This window comes from Flavobacterium sp. TS_SC_5, from assembly GCF_056156265.1.
This window is the reverse complement of the sequence record NZ_CM149588.1, coordinates 2,859,595-2,877,618: the sequence shown is the minus strand read 5'-3', so window position 1 is coordinate 2,877,618 and position 18,024 is coordinate 2,859,595. Positions and strand designations below refer to the sequence as shown.

Sequence of the window (18,024 nt, the reverse complement as noted above, 5' to 3'; positions counted from 1 at the left end):
TAGCTGACATTACTTCTTATGGGAATGGTTTTTGTTTTTCTATCACTAATTCACTAAATTTACGATATCAAATATATATTATGGATGATAATTTTTCACCAAGAGTAAAAGACGTTATTACTTACAGCAAAGAAGAAGCTTTGCGTTTAGGGCATGACTTCATAGGAACGGAACACTTAATATTAGGCATTCTAAGGGACGGAAATGGAAAAGCAATTCAAATATTGAATAACCTGGATGTTGATTTGGATCACTTACGTAGAAAAGTAGAAATCCTAAGCCCAGCAAGCCCAAGCTTAGAGGTAAATGTTGAAAAGAAAAACTTACACTTGACACGACAAGCAGAACGAGCATTGAAAACCACTTTTCTTGAAGCTAAAGTATTTCAAAGTTCGTCTATCAGTACAGCACATTTATTACTGTGTATTTTACGAAACGAAAACGATCCAACAACCAAGCTACTAAATAAACTAAAAATTGATTATGATGTAGCTAAAGAACAATACCTAAACATGACTCCAAACGAAGAAGATTTTATAGAAAATTTGCCCCGAAACGAATCATACAATGACGATTCAGGACAAGATGACAGTCTGAAAGAAGGAACTTTCAACAATCCGGCCAATAAATCCAACAAAAAATCAAAAACTCCTGTTTTAGATAATTTTGGAAGGGATTTAACAGAAATGGCCGAAGAAGGAAAACTGGATCCTGTAGTAGGACGTGAGAAAGAAATTGAACGTGTTTCTCAAATTTTGAGCCGTCGAAAAAAGAATAATCCATTACTTATTGGAGAACCTGGAGTGGGAAAATCAGCTATTGCTGAAGGTTTAGCATTGCGAATTATTCAGAAGAAAGTATCTCGTACTTTATTTAATAAACGTGTCGTTACTTTGGATTTAGCGAGTCTTGTTGCGGGTACAAAATACCGTGGACAATTTGAAGAACGAATGAAAGCAGTTATGAACGAATTGGAAAAAAATGATGATATCATTTTATTCATTGATGAAATTCACACTATCGTGGGTGCCGGTGGCGCAACAGGTTCTTTGGATGCATCCAATATGTTCAAACCAGCATTAGCGCGTGGAGAGATTCAATGTATTGGTGCCACAACATTAGATGAATACAGACAATACATAGAAAAAGACGGCGCATTGGAAAGACGTTTTCAAAAAATAATTGTGGAACCTACATCGGTTTCTGAAACAATTACTATTTTGAATAACATTAAAAACAAATACGAAGACCATCATAACGTTACCTACTCGCAAGAAGCTATCGAGGCTTGTGTAAAATTAACGGACAGATATATGTCGGAACGTTTCTTGCCGGACAAAGCTATTGATGCATTAGATGAAGCAGGTTCTAGAGTTCACATTACCAATATTGAAGTTCCAAAACAAATTTTAGATCTTGAACGTCAATTAGAGGATGTACGTGAATTAAAGAATGTTGTAGTTAAAAAACAAAAATACGAAGAGGCTGCAAAACTTCGTGACGATGAAAAACGTATTGAAAAAGATTTAGCTATCGCCCAAGAACAATGGGAAGAAGATGCTAAAAATAACCGAATAGAAGTTACTGAGGATAATGTAGCCGATGTCGTTTCGATGATGAGTGGAATTCCCGTGAATCGTATTGCTCAAACAGAAAGTAACAAACTAGCTAAACTACCAGAACTAATTGAAGGGAAAGTTATTGGACAAAAAGAAGCAGTAATGAAAATTGCTCGTTCTATCCAAAGAAATCGTGCTGGATTGAAAGATCCTAATCGTCCAATTGGTTCTTTTATTTTCTTAGGACAAACCGGTGTTGGTAAAACACAGTTAGCTAAAGTTTTAGCCAAAGAATTATTCGACTCGGAAGATGCATTGATTCGTATTGACATGAGTGAATACATGGAAAAATTTGCGATTTCTCGTTTAGTTGGAGCGCCTCCGGGATATGTAGGATATGAAGAAGGTGGTCAATTAACAGAAAAAGTTCGTAGAAAACCATATTGTGTTGTATTATTGGATGAGATCGAAAAAGCACATCCTGATGTTTTCAATATGCTATTGCAAGTTTTGGATGATGGTTATTTGACTGACAGTTTAGGTCGCAAAATTGATTTCAAAAACACTATAATTATTATGACTTCGAATGTTGGAGCTAGACAATTAAAAGATTTTGGACAAGGAGTGGGTTTTGGAACTGCTGCCAAAGTAGCTCAGGCTGACGATAATTCGAAAAGTATTATTGAAAACGCATTGAAAAAAACTTTTGCTCCTGAATTCCTAAACCGAATTGATGATGTAATTGTTTTCAATGCTTTGGAAAAACATGATATCGATCTTATTATAGAAATCGAATTGAAAAAATTATTTGCTCGTGTAGCAGAATTGGGTTATCAACTGAATCTTTCTGACAAAGCTAAAGCTTTTATCGCTGACAAAGGTTTCGATAGACAATTTGGCGCAAGACCTCTTAAAAGAGCTATTCAGAAATATGTTGAAGATACGCTCGCCGAAGAAATTATCACTTCGAAAATTAGTTCCGGAGATGAGATTTTCATGGATATAGAAGAAGGTGCTCAAGAATTAACAGTAAAAGTTCACAAGGCGGGAGAACCAACAAATCCATAATTATTAAACAATTATCTTGATATAAACCCGTTACGTTTTTATAACATAACGGGTTTATTCTTTACGGCAAATACCCTTTTTTTTAAAAACAAATATTTACATTTGAGTTTTAAAAAAAGATTTAATAAAATTAATTTATGTCAGATAATAAAGTTATTCTAGGTAGTGAGGAATGGTGTTCTTTTCCAGAACTAGGAATTCCCACTATAAAAGCCCGAGTGGACTCGGGCGCAAAAACATCTGCTCTACATGCTATAAACATTGCTCCATTCATTAAAAATGAAAGCAACTGGGTAAAATTTGACATTAATCCGATACAAAATAATCTAAAAACGGTAATCCATTGTGAAGCACCATTAATTGATAAACGGATTGTTAAAAGTTCCAGTGGATTTAGAGAGCAACGCTATGTTATTCAAACAAATCTACAAATTGGAAGTTCTCAGTGGCCAATAGAAATGACATTGACCAATCGAGATTCTATGGGTTTCAGAATGCTTTTGGGACGTGAAGCCATGAGCGGAAGAGTTTTGGTTGATCCAGAACAAAAATACCTTTTGGGACAACCCACAACAGACACTTTAAAAGAGTTATATAAAAATTCTGAAAAAGCAACTTCCGGTTTACGTATTGGACTTTTAGCCAGTAATCCTGAATTGTACAGCAACAAGCGTATTATGGAAGCTGGTGAAATGCGTGGTCACGAAATGCACTTTCTAAACATCAAGGAATGTTACATGAAGTTGGATGCGAAAACACCGGAAATCCATTATCGTGGCGGTAAAATTTTAAATCAATTTGATGCGATTATTCCTAGAATCAGACCAAGTATCACTTTTTACGGATGCGCATTGACACGACAATTTGAAGCTTTAAAGGTATATTGTTTGAATTCATCAAATGCCATTACACAATCACGCGATAAATTATATTCTTTGCAATTACTGCTAAATCATGGTGTAGAAATTCCTACGACTGGTTTTGCCAATTCTCCTTTGGATACCGATGACTTGATAAAAATGGTTGGAGGTTCTCCTTTAATCGTAAAATTACTTGAAGGAACCCAAGGAAAAGGAGTCGTATTAGCAGAAACAAAAAAGGCCGCAGAAAGTGTTATTAATGCTTTCAAAAGTTTAAATGCCAATATATTAGTTCAGGAATTCATCAAGGAAGCTAATGGAAAAGACATCCGTTGTTTTGTAATTGACGGAAAAGTAGTAGCTGCAATTCAGCGTGAAGCGATGCCTGGTGAATTTAGAGCCAACATTCATCTTGGAGGAACAGCATCAGTTATAAAGGTAACCGCAGAAGAAAAACGTATTGCCATAAAAGCTACGAAAGCTATGGATCTGAAAGTAGCAGGAGTTGATATTATTCGTTCTGCGAAAGGACCATTGTTACTGGAAGTAAATTCATCACCTGGATTAGAAGGCATTGAAGGTGCAACAAATAAAGATATTGCAGGAGAAATGATTAAAGCAATTGAAAAAAATTTCAAACAAAAAGCTGAATTGAAATAATCAATTATTCTGTACTTCTGCAAGTGCAACATATGGAATTACTGAGAATCTAATATTATAACAAAATGTAATAAACCTAAAAAATGAACTAGTACTTTGCGATTATTCTCCGCAGTAGTGCCGTTTATTTTTTTATGGTTATCGCTTTACGCCTTTTTGGCAAAAAAGAATTGTCACAACTGAACACCGCTGATGTAATATTGATTCTGCTCATCAACAACTCTTTTCAAAATGCAATGGTAGTTAACGACACTAGTTTATGGGGAGGTTTTTCCAAAAGACTAAGTTGAATTAACTAAATCCCTTTTATCTAAATAGTAACAAAATTAAATTAGAAATTAATGACAATTGAACATTTAAACGAAACTAAAAGTGGCTATTTTAAAGCGGTGGTACACAAGGAAGAAATTGGAAAAATGGCATATACATGGTCGGGAACTAATACATTTATCATTGACCACACCGAAGTAAATCCAGATTTTACCGGACAAAGCGTGGGCAAAAAAATGGTGTTGGAAGCCGTACAATATGCCCGAGAAAATAATTTGAAGATTATACCCACATGTTCTTTTGCGAAAAGCTTATTTGATAAAACTAAAGAAATTCAGGATGTACTTTTGTAAAAAACTTAATTTTAGAGCATAAAAAAACCATTCTTGAAGAATGGTTTTTTTTATGATTGTAATTTTAGCATTAAATAAAAATATTAAAAATATAGTAGATGATTGCCGCTAATATTGCTGAAATTGGAATAGTTAAAACCCAAGCCCACAACAAACTTACTGTCATTCCCCAGCGTACTGCAGAAACTCTTTTAGTAAGTCCTACTCCAATTATAGATCCAGTAATAGTATGCGTCGTACTTACGGGAACTTTAAAATGCTCCGTAAAATATAAAGTCAATGCCCCTGCAGTTTCCGCAGCAACACCTTCAAAAGAAGTTACTTTTGTGATTTTTGAACCCATCGTTTTTACGATTTTCCAACCACCACTTAAAGTACCGGCAGCAATTGCAGAATAACACGCTAACGGAATCCAGTCTGGCATTTTGAAAGCTCCATTCTCATCCGGAAGAACTACATCTAACCAGTCTGGTAAACTTTCCTGTGCAATACCACTAGTTTGAATGTAAACTGTTACGGCCGCAGCTATAATACCCATCACTTTTTGAGAGTCATTCCCACCATGCCCTAAACTAAAAGCAGCTGATGATAACAATTGCATTTTCTTTAACCAATATGTTGACTGATGAAGATTTAAACTGCTAAAAATCAGACAAAAAGAACTTATTGAAAGTATAATAAATGCAACTAAAAACCACTTAATATTGTGTGACTCAAAAACAACACTCCAAAACTGTGAGTCGAAACGTGGTTTCTTGATTTCATCAAAGTACACCATTTGACTTTCCACAAACCAAATAGTTAACAGCATTAATCCAACTGTAAAGATTTTTGGATAGATACTTCTTTTCGAAGCATTAAGAAGCCAAATAGATATTAAATATGACATTAAAGCACCGATTAAAGGAGCCAAAACAATGAAAGCAATAATGATTAAGACTCCAGAAGGAAATCCTCCATTTTTTCCTGCTGTATACCAGTTTACAGTATCATACCAATATGCGGTATGAACTTCTGTTCCTTCAATTACTGCATATCCAAAAAAACCATGGACAGCAATAGCATGCGCAATGGCTGCTCCAGCAAATCCTCCAATAAGAGTATGTGAAGAACTGGATGGAATCCCTTGCCACCATGTGAACAAATTCCAAATAATCGCAGCTATTACTCCAGCGAGAATTACAACTAAATCAATTTCTAAAGTATTGGCTGTTTTTGCTACCGTATCCGCTACACCAAAACCAAAAACCCAGTAGGCTAAAAAGTTAAAAAAAGCTGCCCAAACAACTGCTTGAAAAGGGCTTAATACTTTTGTGGCAACAACGGTTGCTATAGCATTGGCAGCATCATGAAAACCATTAATATAATCAAAGATCAAAGCCAGCACTATAATAACTATAAGTAATGTAAATTCCATAAATTATAATTTCAGAATAAAACCGATTGAATTAAGAGTGTTTTACAGAAATAGATTCTAAAACACTAGCTACACTTTTACATTTATCAGTTGCAGTTTCTAAAACTGATAATACTTCCTTGTACTTGATAATGTTTTTTGCATCTGTTTCATTTTCAAACAAATCAAGAACTGCTTTATCATAAACATTGTCTGATTTATTTTCCAATTTATTAATTCGAAGACAAGCATCAGTGATGTTTTTCATTTTTTTCAAATCTCTCAATTCTCTTATTGCAATATCAATGTTCTGACACGCTTCAAGATTAATTTCAGTCAATTTTCTGATAGATTTTGTAATTTTATCGACTTGATACAATCTCATTCTACTTGCTGCGCCGTGAAGATTTCCGGCAACATTGTCTATAGAACTTATTAATGAATAAATATCTTCTCTATCAAATGGAGTGATAAAATTTCTGCTCAATTCAAGGTTAGTTTGACGCGTTATATCCTCCCCTTTTTGCTCTAGAACATCAATTTTCTGAAAGAGAACTTCACGCTCTTTCAACGGAAGGTTTACTGCATCATGCAAATTTATAGCAATTTCAATTAAATTACTTGATGCTTCTTCAAAGAGTGGAAAAAATTTCTTGTCTTTAGGAACCAAAAATTGGAAAAAATTATTTATATTCATTTTATTAAAATTTAGTCCGGCAAAATTACTTCATTATTTACCGCTAATGTTAAGCTAACATTAACAAATCGTTTTCTATTTGAAAAGTGTTCAAAAAAGAGACCGTCTTTTCAATATCATAATGCAATATTCGGTCTTCTTTAATCAAAGGAACTTCTTCGCGATATGCGTTTAAAAACATTTCAATAAAATCACTGGATTGTAATGGCCGTCTGTATTCAATAGCTTGGGAAGCACTCATTAATTCGATAGCTAAAATGCGTTCCAGATTATCCAAAACGCGTAATGCTTTGGTAGCAGCATTTGCGCCCATACTGACATGATCTTCCTGCCCGTTGCTGGAAACTATACTATCCACACTGGCGGGAGTTGCCAATTGCTTATTTTGGCTCGCAATACTTGCCGCTGTATATTGCGGAATCATCAAACCAGAATTCAAACCGGGATTGTCTACTAAAAATGCAGGAAGATTTCTAGTTCCTGAAATCAATTGATACGTTCTTCGCTCAGAAACACTTCCCAATTCGGCCAATGCAATCGCCATAAAATCTAAGGCTAAAGCTAAAGGTTGTCCGTGAAAATTCCCGCCAGAAATGATTTGGTCGCTTTCAATAAAAATATTTGGATTATCCGTCACCGAATTGATTTCTGTTTTAAACACTTTTTTCACATAATCAATCGCGTCTTTTGAAGCGCCATGAACTTGCGGCATGCATCGGAACGAATAGGGATCCTGAACATGATTTTTGGGCTGCTCGATAATTTCACTTCCTTCTAAAAATCCTTTTATGCGGTTGGCTGTTACAATTTGTCCTTTGTGAGGTCTAATAAAATGGATCAATTCGTTGACAGGTTCAATTCTTCCATCAAAACCTTCGAGAGAAATTGTTCCTATCAAATCAGCCAAATAAGAAAATTTGCTGACTTTCATTAAAATATGCGCTCCATAAGCACTCATAAATTGCGTTCCGTTCAACAAAGCCAATCCTTCTTTTGACTGCAAAACAATCGGTTCCCAATCAAAATGTTTCAAAACTTCGCTGGAATGTACTTTTTTTCCTTTAAAATACACCTCGCCTTCTCCCAACAACGGCAATGATAAATGCGCCAAAGGAGCCAAATCTCCTGAAGCTCCCAGCGAACCTTGCGTGTAAATTACCGGTAGAATGTCATTATTATAAAAAGCAATCAATCGTTCAACCGTTTGTAATTGAATTCCGGAATGACCATAACTTAACGATTGAATTTTAAGCAACAACATCAGTTTCACAATTTCAGTTGGCACTTCCTCGCCTGTCCCGCAAGAATGTGATTTCACTAAATTCTCTTGCAATTTTGACAAGTTCTCGTTGGATATTTTTACATTACAAAGTGATCCGAAACCCGTATTTATCCCATAAATAGGATCTGACTGCGAAGCCATTTTTTTGTCTAAATAATCACGACATTTTTGAATATTTATTTTCGCCTCATCAGACAAAGACAATGATTTATGATGCGAAACAATTTCACCTAATGTTTCCAGACTAAGTAATTCAGTACTAATGTAATGCGTATTATCCATTTTGATAGTGTTTAAAAGGTAAAATTGAATAAATCTTTATGATTACACAACATTTATTGCTAATAATTTAAACATACTCGTTAAACAAAACAAAAAATTAGATTTCATGTAAATATTCTTATACGAGTGCAAAACACTAATTTAAATTATCACTTTTCACGGCCTTTACTAAAAAACAAAGGTGAGTGTACAAATTAATAAACTGGTTTTCCCTGTTTTGACTGCAATTAAGAGTGAATTACATCTTTTTGATTCAATAAAAAACATACTTGCGTGCTTAACCAATTTAAAAAAATTGCTGATTTATAAGAATAGCTTCATCAAGGACTTGATAAACCATACAATATTTCACAATCCTCAAATAGTATCGAATATTTTCAAATATTCGCAAAAACAAAATTTAAGGCACTGCTTTTTATAAAAAGCTGTACTTTTGGAATATCAAAATGGTAAACAATAAAGCTACATATCACTCTTCGATAACAACTCAAATCTGGATTGGTACTGCTGTTACGTTTACTACAACAACTACAACTACCCCTTTGGGGTAAACAATCTACATATAATCCTATTTATTATATTTTTTTTCGGAAGGAAGAAAGTCCTTGGGTATATAATAAACATTGCATTTTCAAAAAAAAAAACAACACACACCATTAAATCGCCTGCAAGAACTAAATAGCGATTTATCATTACATTTAAAATAACTTGATATGAAAGTATTAAAATTTGGCGGAACTTCGGTTGCCAATGCACAAAATATAAAACTGGTTTTAGACATCGTTAGTGACAAAGCCAGAGAAGAAAATTTAATCGTTGTGGTTTCTGCTTTCAGTAAAATCACTGACTTGCTTCAACTTGCCTCCCAAAAAGCGGCTGCCGGAGACGAAAGCTTCAAAGATATTCTTTCCGAAATCGAGAAAAAACATTTAGATGCTTTAAAAGAACTTATTCCCGTAAGCGAACAAAGCAGTCTTTTGAGCCACATCAAAAGAATCGTCAATCACCTGGAAACTTTACTGGATGGCTGTTACCTTTTAGGCGAATTATCTCCTCGAACTTCGGATACAATTTTGAGTTTTGGCGAATTACTGTCTTCGTATATCATCGCAGAAGCGTTAAAACAAAACCTAAAAAACAGCAGTTATAAAGACAGCCGTGAATTGATAAAAACCAACAACCATTTTGGAAAAGCTGTCGTAAATTTTGATGTTTCCAATGAGTTAATTGTTGATTTTTTTGCTTCGAATGAGAATCAGGTGGTAGTGATGCCCGGGTTTATAGCTGCTTCGCTTGACGGAATCAATACTACTTTAGGACGAGGAGGATCAGATTATACTGCCGCTATTCTTGCAGGCGCTCTTGATTCAAATGACTTGGAGATTTGGACTGACGTCAACGGAATGTTTACTGCTAATCCAAAAATTGTAAAACAAGCACAACCTATCGCCTACATTTCATATCAGGAAGCGATGGAGTTATCTCATTTTGGTGCCAAAGTTTTATATCCACCAACAATTCAACCGGTGTTGAGAAAGAATATTCCAATTCTGATCAAAAATACTTTTGAACCAGCAGCTGAAGGAACATATATATCCAATCAGGTTTTTGCGCAATCTAATCCCGTAAAAGGAATTACACATATTGATGCAATCACATTGATTACACTTGAAGGCTCTGGAATGATTGGTGTTTCCGGTTCCTCAAAAAGACTTTTTGAAGTATTGTCTAATAAAAATATCAATGTAATTTTCATCACTCAAGCCTCATCTGAACATTCTATTTGTATCGGAATTCTAAATTCAGATGCTGATGTGGCAGAAGATGCCATTAACAAAGCGTTTGAAGTAGAAATTTTACAAAATAAAGTAGAACCTTGTATCGTCGAAAAAAATCTGTGCATCATTGCTTTAGTTGGCGAAAACATGAAAAATCATCAAGGTTTGAGCGGTAGAATGTTCAGTACTTTGGGTAAAAATAACGTCAACATTCGAGCGATTGCTCAAGGTGCTTCCGAAAGAAATATTTCGGCAGTAATCAATGAAAGAGATGTAAAAAAAGCATTAAATTCACTACACGAAAACTTTTTCGAGGAAAACACAAAACAATTAAACCTATTTGTAATGGGTGTTGGAAATGTGGGTGAGAAATTCATCGAGCAAATTCACCAACAAAAGAAATTCCTAAAAGACAATCTGAAAATAAACCTGCGTGTTATTGCGTTGTCAAATTCCCGAAAAATGTATTTCGATGAAGATGGAATCTCCTTAAAAGATTGGCAATTTGCATTAGAAACAGGAGAACCTGCGGATAAAGAACAGTTTATTAATAATGTAAAACAACTCAATTTACGCAACAGTATTTTTGTGGATATTACTGCAAATGAAAGCGTGTCTAAAACCTACGAACAGTTTTTAAAAAGAAACATTGCGGTGGTAACCTGCAACAAAATTGCCTGCGCCTCCGAATATGATAATTATAAAAAACTGAAAAAATTATCGCAACAATTCAACGCTCCTTTCCTTTTTGAAACGAATGTGGGAGCTGGATTACCAATCATCGATACGGTAAAAAACCTAGTTGCTTCGGGCGATAAAGTCAATAAAATTCAAGCCGTATTATCTGGAAGTCTGAACTTTATCTTTAATAATTTCGATGAAAACAACACTTTTCATAATGTCGTTAAAGAAGCTGGTGTACAAGGATTTACAGAGCCGGATCCAAAGATAGATTTGAGCGGAATTGATGTTGCCAGAAAGATATTAATCTTGATTCGTGAAAGTGGCTACAAAATGGAAATTGACGAAATCACTAACGAATCGTTCATGCCTGCAGAATGTTTAGATACGACTTCAAATGAAGCGTTTTTCGAATCCTTACAAACTAATGCAGCTCATTTTGAAACTATTTATAAAGAAGCTTTAAACAAAGAATCTCGTTTGAAATACGTAGCACAATTCGAAAATGGAAAAGCAAACGTTGGTTTAAGATTCATTCCGAAAGACCATCCGTTTTACAATTTGGAAGGAAAAGACAACATTGTATTATTCTTCACCGATCGTTATGTGGACCAACCTTTATTGATAAAAGGTGCCGGCGCCGGAGCTGCAGTTACTGCTTCCGGAATTTTTGCTGATGTGATTAGAATTGGTAACATATAAAATTAGTTTAAAGTTTTCTTTGTTTAAAGTTTCAAGTTCAAGAACTGGTAACAACTTTAAACTTTAAACCTGAAACAAAACAACATGAACGAAATAAAAATATTTTGCCCCGCAACAATCGCCAATCTTTCCTGCGGATTTGATGTCTTGGGGCTTTGTTTAGAAACTGCCGGTGACGAAATGATTATTCGGAAATCAGATGTAAAAGGGATTCGCATCACTAAAATTGTGGGTGCCGACTTACCTTTCGAAACCGAAAAAAATGTTGCCGGAGTATCTGCTTTGGCGATGTTAGAAGCTGTAGAAACCGAATTTGGATTCGAAATTGAAATCTACAAAAACATCAAAGCCGGAAGCGGAATTGGAAGCAGTGCCGCGAGTTCAGCGGGAGCAGTTTTTGGAATCAATGAATTACTGGGAAGGCCATTTACCCGAAAAGAATTAGTTTTATTTGCGATGCAAGGCGAAAAATTAGCCAGTGGAAACGCCCATGCCGATAACGTTGCTCCTGCTCTTTTGGGTGGTTTTACATTAGTAAGAAGTTCAAATCCTTTGGATATTATCAAAATAGAAAGCCCATCCGAATTGTACGCAACCGTGGTTCATCCTCAAATTGAGTTGAAAACTTCCGATGCGCGTTCGGTATTAAAACAAACCGTTTCCTTGAAAAGTGCGATAACACAATGGGGAAATGTGGGCGGATTAATTGCCGGATTATACACTAAAGATTACGATTTAATCGGGCGTTCGTTGCATGACGAAATCGTGGAACCGTTGCGTAGTGTTTTGATTCCCGGATTTGATTTAATCAAAAAAACAGCCTACGAAAACGGAGCTTTAGGTTCCGGAATATCAGGTTCAGGTCCTTCAATTTTTGCTTTAAGCAAAGGAAAGGAAACCGCTGATAAAATTGCAAAAGCCATGAGCGTCGTGTACGACGAAATGAATTTACCCTATGAAATTCACGTATCAAAAGTGAATGACGAAGGGATGAAAATAATATAATCCCATTAACCCCCGAAGGGGGAATAAAAGGAATACGATTATTGATTTTAAAATTACAACAACACATACTGAATCCAGTTTCGCCTCCCTTCCCTTTGGGGAGGGTTGGGGTGGGGATTCTACAATTACTAAACACAATGAAATATTACAGTTTAAACCATGACGCACCCAAAGTTTCTTTTAAAGAAGCCGTAATACAGGGATTAGCTAATGATAAAGGATTGTATTTCCCGGAAACCATAACCCCTTTAGCTTCTGATTTCTTTGATAAAATCGAAAATTTAAGCAATGAAGAAATTGCTTTTGAAGCAATTCAACAATTTGTGGGTAACGAAATTCCCGCAGACACTTTAAAACAAATCATTGCTGAAACCTTATGTTTTGATTTCCCGCTTGTCGAAGTTGAAAAAGACATTTATTCCCTTGAATTGTTTCATGGCCCAACGATGGCTTTCAAAGACGTAGGCGCGCGATTCATGTCTCGTTGTTTGGGGTATTTTAATAAAGATAACAAAGACAGTAAAAACACAGTCTTGGTAGCGACTTCCGGCGATACTGGAGGTGCTGTGGCCAGCGGTTTCCTTGGTGTAAAAGGCGTTGAAGTGATTATCCTTTATCCGTCTGGGAAAGTGAGCGATATTCAGGAACGACAATTGACCACTTTGGGACAAAATATTAAAGCGCTTGAAGTGAACGGCGTTTTTGATGATTGTCAGGATATGGTCAAAAAAGCGTTCTTGGACGAAAGTCTAAAACATAAAAACCTGACTTCGGCGAATTCGATAAATATTGCACGCTGGTTGCCACAAATGTTTTATTTTTTCTTTGCATACAAAGTATTAAAAAAACAAAACAAACCGTTAGTTTTCTCTTGCCCAAGTGGGAATTTTGGGAATATTTGCGCGGGAATTATTGCCAAAAAGATGGGATTGCCTATCGAACATTTTGTCGCTTCCACGAATGTGAATGATACCGTTCCGAGATTTTTAGAAAACGGAATTTATGACCCGAAACCTTCAAAAGCGACGATTTCGAATGCGATGGATGTGGGAAATCCAAGTAATTTTATCCGAATTCAGGAAATGTATGACAATGATTTGGAGCAATTCAAAAAAGATTTTTCTTCGTTTACATTCTCTGATGCAGAAACGATTGAAGCCATGAAAACCATTTACAATACCAACGGTTACATTGCAGAACCGCACGGAGCTGTTGGTTATTTAGGATTGAAAAAAGAATTACAAAACCATACAAATGCAATTGGTATTTTCTTAGAAACTGCCCATCCAATTAAGTTTTTAGATACGGTGGAACCAGCATTAAACGTAAAATTACCGATTCCAACCCAAATTGAAAGCGTTTTAGGAAAGGAAAAAGTGAGTACAAAAATTAAAACTTACGAGGAATTGAAAGCATTTTTGGGATAAAAAATGTCTGTCTAAACCAATAAAAAACGACTAAGAATACAATTTTAGTCGTTTTTTTGTACCAAAATAAATCTGTTTTTAAAGTGATCCCAAACTTGTATTTTGGAACTACAAAACAATTCTACGCATTTTAGACTTCCATTTTAAATATATAATTATGAGTAATTTACAGAGAAGCTAAAAAATAAATTCCACCACAAAAAAATAAAATTCCAGATCTGAAAATATAGCTTGAATATGATTTAAATTATACTTAATTTTGCAAAAAAATTGAGTTGTCTCTATTCAGGTTATTTGAGAGTAAAAAAACAAACCTGAACCCCATTAAAAAAACAACTAAGTATTTAAGAAACTGTTTGAATCTTAACTAATATCAACAGATTAAAAAATACTTAAAAATCTACCTGATAAAGTAGCTTCCCATATCAACATAATTTATTAAAAGAAGAAGAAAAAATTTATGATGGATCATAGCATGAATGCTGTTAGTTTTGAAATTGAATTATTGGATAAGCATAAAGATTACAGAAATCAATATAAGTCAAATGATTTGTATTGGGGCGTAGGAATCGAAAATGAATGTTATTTAGAGTTTGAAAACCATCGTGTGGTAGACAAAAACTTCTTATTAACTAGAGGACTTCATGAAAAATATAGTGTTAATCATTTTAAGAATTACAAAGAAAACATTTACCAGAATTCATTACTAAAAATATTATCAGATAACGAATATTTTTTGCCGGTATTAATGAACTCTCATTCGTTTACAAAAACGGACATTAACAACCAGCATAAGACTTTTGATCCCATAGATAATGAACCAAATCCTGAATATTCAGGGGAAAGTATCTTTGAAATATTACAAAAAAACAATCCTTATTTTATAGACGAGCTTCAAAAAGAATTTATTTTTGACGGCGACACAGTTGAATTTGTTACGCAAAAATTTTACAAAACAGATATTGATTCCGCCATTGCTGAGCTAGCAACAATAAAACAAGGTTTCATAAACAACTTGCAAAGCGCCTTTGATAAAGATAAAATCTTTACGGAATTTGGTGCCATAAAAATATGTTCTAAAAACCATCCTTTTGCCATATTTATTTCAAACAACAGTAATTATTCTGTTTTTAATAATATGACCTATCACTTCAATTTAACTATTCCGACTGAGTTAAATAATGAAGGTGAAATTAAGGACAAAATAGGTTTTATAAAAAAACACCAGAGAGCAATTCGCTTATTCCAATGGCTGAGTCCATTGTTTATGATAAAATTCGGTTCTTCTGATTATTTATCGCATAATGACAGCAGCGTAAATTTAACAAAAGCATCACAACGATGTGCAATGTCAAGATACATCGGGGTAGGAACGTATGACACTAATGAGATGAAAACCGGAAAAATTGTCCAGATGAATTTTGATGAACATCCAATGCATGATAATCCGTTGTGGTGGGTGAACCGTTATTCTGAAATATCAGATTATGAAAAAATTGATAAAATTGGGCTTGACATCAATTTTCACAAGCACAAAAATCATGGCATTGAGTTTCGAATATTTGATTATTTCGACGAAATACACCTACAGGAGGTTTTGAATTTTCTTGTTTTTATTATGGATCATGCCCTGTTAAACGAAATCGAAAATCCGATTTGCGATTTAGAATGGAATAACTTTGTCTACGAATCTATTATTCATGGCAAAGAAACGCATGTACCATCAAAATTCATAGACCTTTTAGAAAACATATTATCTATCACCATAGAATCGAACGATCCTTTAGAAATTTACAATCAAATATTCAGCAGTTTACATGCTACCTATTATGAAAAAGGCTTTTGTAGTTCTTTACTAATAAAAAAATAAGGGGCGTCACAAATACAAGGTCTCTTTTTAGAATAAGCCCTATATAATTACCCTTCTTGTTGACAGTAGTCTGCGAGAAGGGTATTTATTTATACGATTTTTTTTAACTACTCATGGTAAAAAAAGATTGCAGACGCATATCCTTTTTCCGGATCTTTATTGTTCCACCAATCTTTTCTGATTTCAGAAAAATAATTATAATTATCCGCTCCTGCTTGAGACTGTAACGGATAAATGACTTTGCCGTCTTTCCTAAAGGCTTTATCAGTATCCGTTTCTGGAACGACCACTACAATATGTCCAGATTTATTCTGGATAAATCTTTTCGCACAAATGATTCCTACTCCTCCGGTAGCATTTACTTTTTTTTGAAGTTCATCAACATCATCGATTTTTTCCCAACCAAACTCACTTCCCGATTGTAAAAACCAATCATAGATATAATTGGAATAAAAAGGTCTGACCGTTTCATCAAAAACCAATGCTACTTCGTTCCCTTTCTGCAGTTGCTCGATTGCGGTATCAGTCCACCTCAATCTTGGGATATAGACCTTGGCAAAAAAACAATAATCAAAAGTATAAATATTACAGTAAGTATCCGACGCGTCTTTCTGATATCGGAAACTTTTTGAAACATCTAGCGCCTTGATGATGTTTTGAATTGACGTAAGTTTAGACTCAAGATTTGTTAAATCTCTAAACGGAATTGAAGGATCGCCAATAGGTTTGTATGTTTCCTCTTTACTGTCCAAACTTGCTTTAGCACCTGGCTCAAAATTGGGCACCTCAATATCCATACTTTTTTGGTTGGTTTCATCAACAAGCTCAATATCTTGTGACAACACAAATCCCTCTTTTTCAGTATTCAATAGTTTAACTTTCCACCAATCTGATGCTGTTTTCTCAATTAATTTAACGGTATGTCTAAAAGGTATCTGTATTAAAATTTTGGAATTATCCTGCGTGGAGGGAAAATCTCTTAAATTTAATGACGGTATAGCGACTCTATATTTCATATTAATCAGTTAATTACAAATGATTTTTGAGCCAAAATACTAAAAACAACCAAGAAAGCACCGCAAGAAACCATTATTTTTTAGTTTTTTTTTAAACTAATTCTAAAAAACAACAGCACCAAGCAGCAATAAGAAGTACTATTTGGTATGAAGAAAAAGGGAGTATAAACATTAAGATTTAGAAGGAATTGAAAGTGTTTTTGATATTGGATTCAAAGGTATAACCTAGAACACAAATACTCTTCAGGCTTTGGAAATATGTGTTCAAAAAGTACAATGTATTAGAAATGAAATGATTTAATAATATATTTCCTCATTAAAAAACCAAAACGGCTGAGAAAATTTTCTCAACCGTTTTGGTTTTTATCACAATTTATTAAAGGTAAACTTTTGTCCGCCAACTGATGCCTCGTACATGAGTCCGCCTTTTTGCATGGTAAACACCATCAACGCCATCGGTGTATTTTACATTTGCGGAGGCACCCTCGGTTACCGCTACCGCTGAAGCTTGTGCGGAAAACTCGAAACGGCTTTCTTTAAACCGGTCCATTTTATTTTTGGATTCAAAAAATATAACTTCCCGATACGCTTGTCCTCCCGCTTGAAATCCTATGCTCACTTACGATAACTTGGCCATACCCACTCTCTTACTCTGTTCATAAACGACTCCGTTACCCGCTGCTCCACCTATTCCAAGTCCGCCTTTTCCAACATTAGGAAAGATGACATAACCGTACGCTTTATCAAAAAGTGCCTTCATCAGCGGATCACTTTTAATAAATTCAGATTTTGCTGTTTCGCTATCAGCAATAATTTTATTCTTTTTAGCGGTCGTTTGCCCAAATATTGGTGCTGTATTTAATGTAAAAACCACCATCATCACCAAAATACTATTTAGATTTTTCATAATTTTAACTATTAAAATGTTGAATTTATATCTTTATCTAAAGGTAAAAAAAATTATTTACTTAAAATACAAAATATTGATTTTCAATTATTTAAATTTCATTCATTCCTGATAAAATTCAGTTTATTAATAAAAAAAAAGCAATTCCTATACTAATTCATACACAAACTGGAACCAGTAGAAACTGTAATTGTTTATTCCTTTTTTCTAT

Annotated in this window: 13 protein-coding genes and 1 pseudogene; 8 read left to right on the top strand and 6 right to left on the bottom strand. The window is 34.5% G+C overall.

Going from position 1 to position 18,024, the window contains the following annotated elements:
• The first annotated feature begins 80 nt into the window (after positions 1 to 80).
• The 4 genes and pseudogenes from AC0J6S_RS12365 (at position 81) to AC0J6S_RS12350 (ending at position 4,770) form a co-directional block, all read left to right on the top strand.
• Entirely contained in the window at positions 81 to 2,627 is a 2,547-nt protein-coding gene (locus tag AC0J6S_RS12365) for an ATP-dependent Clp protease ATP-binding subunit (RefSeq protein ID WP_474954092.1), read from the top strand.
• 137 nt (positions 2,628 to 2,764) lie between these two features.
• Positions 2,765 to 4,147, top strand: coding sequence for a 30S ribosomal protein S6--L-glutamate ligase (gene rimK, locus AC0J6S_RS12360; protein WP_474954091.1), 1,383 nt, complete (start codon positions 2,765 to 2,767; stop codon positions 4,145 to 4,147).
• 134 nt (positions 4,148 to 4,281) lie between these two features.
• Positions 4,282 to 4,416: pseudogene (locus AC0J6S_RS12355) on the top strand (DUF421 domain-containing protein); the annotation flags it as partial.
• Positions 4,417 to 4,488: 72 nt separating this feature from the next.
• Positions 4,489 to 4,770: a GNAT family N-acetyltransferase gene (locus tag AC0J6S_RS12350; RefSeq protein WP_474954090.1), complete on the top strand. Its 282-nt coding sequence runs from the start codon at positions 4,489 to 4,491 to the stop codon at positions 4,768 to 4,770.
• 70 nt (positions 4,771 to 4,840) lie between these two features.
• Here the strand turns inward: AC0J6S_RS12350 and AC0J6S_RS12345 are convergent, their stop codons facing one another.
• From AC0J6S_RS12345 to hutH, 3 genes are read right to left on the bottom strand one after another with little or no spacing between them, the layout of a single operon-like run.
• Positions 4,841 to 6,187 (bottom strand): inorganic phosphate transporter, encoded by a 1,347-nt coding sequence (locus AC0J6S_RS12345; protein WP_474954089.1) that lies wholly within the window; start codon positions 6,185 to 6,187, stop codon positions 4,841 to 4,843.
• A 31-nt stretch (positions 6,188 to 6,218) separates the two neighbouring features.
• Entirely contained in the window at positions 6,219 to 6,863 is a 645-nt protein-coding gene (locus AC0J6S_RS12340; RefSeq protein WP_474954088.1) for a DUF47 domain-containing protein, read from the bottom strand.
• Between the two features lie 49 nt (positions 6,864 to 6,912).
• On the bottom strand, positions 6,913 to 8,427 hold the full coding sequence (hutH, locus tag AC0J6S_RS12335; RefSeq protein ID WP_474954087.1) for a histidine ammonia-lyase: 1,515 nt from the start codon (positions 8,425 to 8,427) through the stop codon (positions 6,913 to 6,915).
• A gap of 713 nt (positions 8,428 to 9,140) precedes the next feature.
• Between hutH and thrA the strand changes: the two genes are divergently transcribed.
• From thrA to AC0J6S_RS12315, 4 genes are all read left to right on the top strand, one after another.
• Positions 9,141 to 11,588 (top strand): bifunctional aspartate kinase/homoserine dehydrogenase I, encoded by a 2,448-nt coding sequence (gene thrA / locus AC0J6S_RS12330; protein ID WP_474954086.1) that lies wholly within the window; start codon positions 9,141 to 9,143, stop codon positions 11,586 to 11,588.
• A gap of 84 nt (positions 11,589 to 11,672) precedes the next feature.
• Positions 11,673 to 12,593 carry a homoserine kinase gene (locus AC0J6S_RS12325; protein WP_441740417.1) on the top strand — a complete coding sequence of 307 codons (921 nt, stop codon included), beginning with the start codon at positions 11,673 to 11,675 and terminating at the stop codon, positions 12,591 to 12,593.
• Positions 12,594 to 12,730: 137 nt separating this feature from the next.
• Positions 12,731 to 14,020 carry a threonine synthase gene (gene thrC / locus AC0J6S_RS12320; protein ID WP_474954085.1) on the top strand — a complete coding sequence of 430 codons (1,290 nt, stop codon included), beginning with the start codon at positions 12,731 to 12,733 and terminating at the stop codon, positions 14,018 to 14,020.
• Positions 14,021 to 14,480: 460 nt separating this feature from the next.
• A complete protein-coding gene (locus AC0J6S_RS12315) occupies positions 14,481 to 15,890 on the top strand; it encodes a hypothetical protein (protein WP_474954084.1) in 1,410 nt (469 codons plus the stop codon).
• A 107-nt stretch (positions 15,891 to 15,997) separates the two neighbouring features.
• Here the strand turns inward: AC0J6S_RS12315 and AC0J6S_RS12310 are convergent, their stop codons facing one another.
• The 3 genes from AC0J6S_RS12310 to AC0J6S_RS12300 all read right to left on the bottom strand — a co-directional run bounded on the left by AC0J6S_RS12310 (position 15,998) and on the right by AC0J6S_RS12300 (position 17,813).
• Entirely contained in the window at positions 15,998 to 16,906 is a 909-nt protein-coding gene (locus tag AC0J6S_RS12310; protein WP_474954083.1) for an SH3 domain-containing protein, read from the bottom strand.
• Positions 16,907 to 17,282: 376 nt separating this feature from the next.
• Complete coding sequence (locus AC0J6S_RS12305) at positions 17,283 to 17,525, bottom strand: YSC84-related protein (RefSeq protein WP_474954082.1); 243 nt, start codon at positions 17,523 to 17,525, stop codon at positions 17,283 to 17,285.
• Positions 17,526 to 17,813 carry a lipid-binding SYLF domain-containing protein gene (locus AC0J6S_RS12300; RefSeq protein ID WP_474954081.1) on the bottom strand — a complete coding sequence of 96 codons (288 nt, stop codon included), beginning with the start codon at positions 17,811 to 17,813 and terminating at the stop codon, positions 17,526 to 17,528.
• Between the last annotated feature and the right edge of the window lie 211 nt (positions 17,814 to 18,024).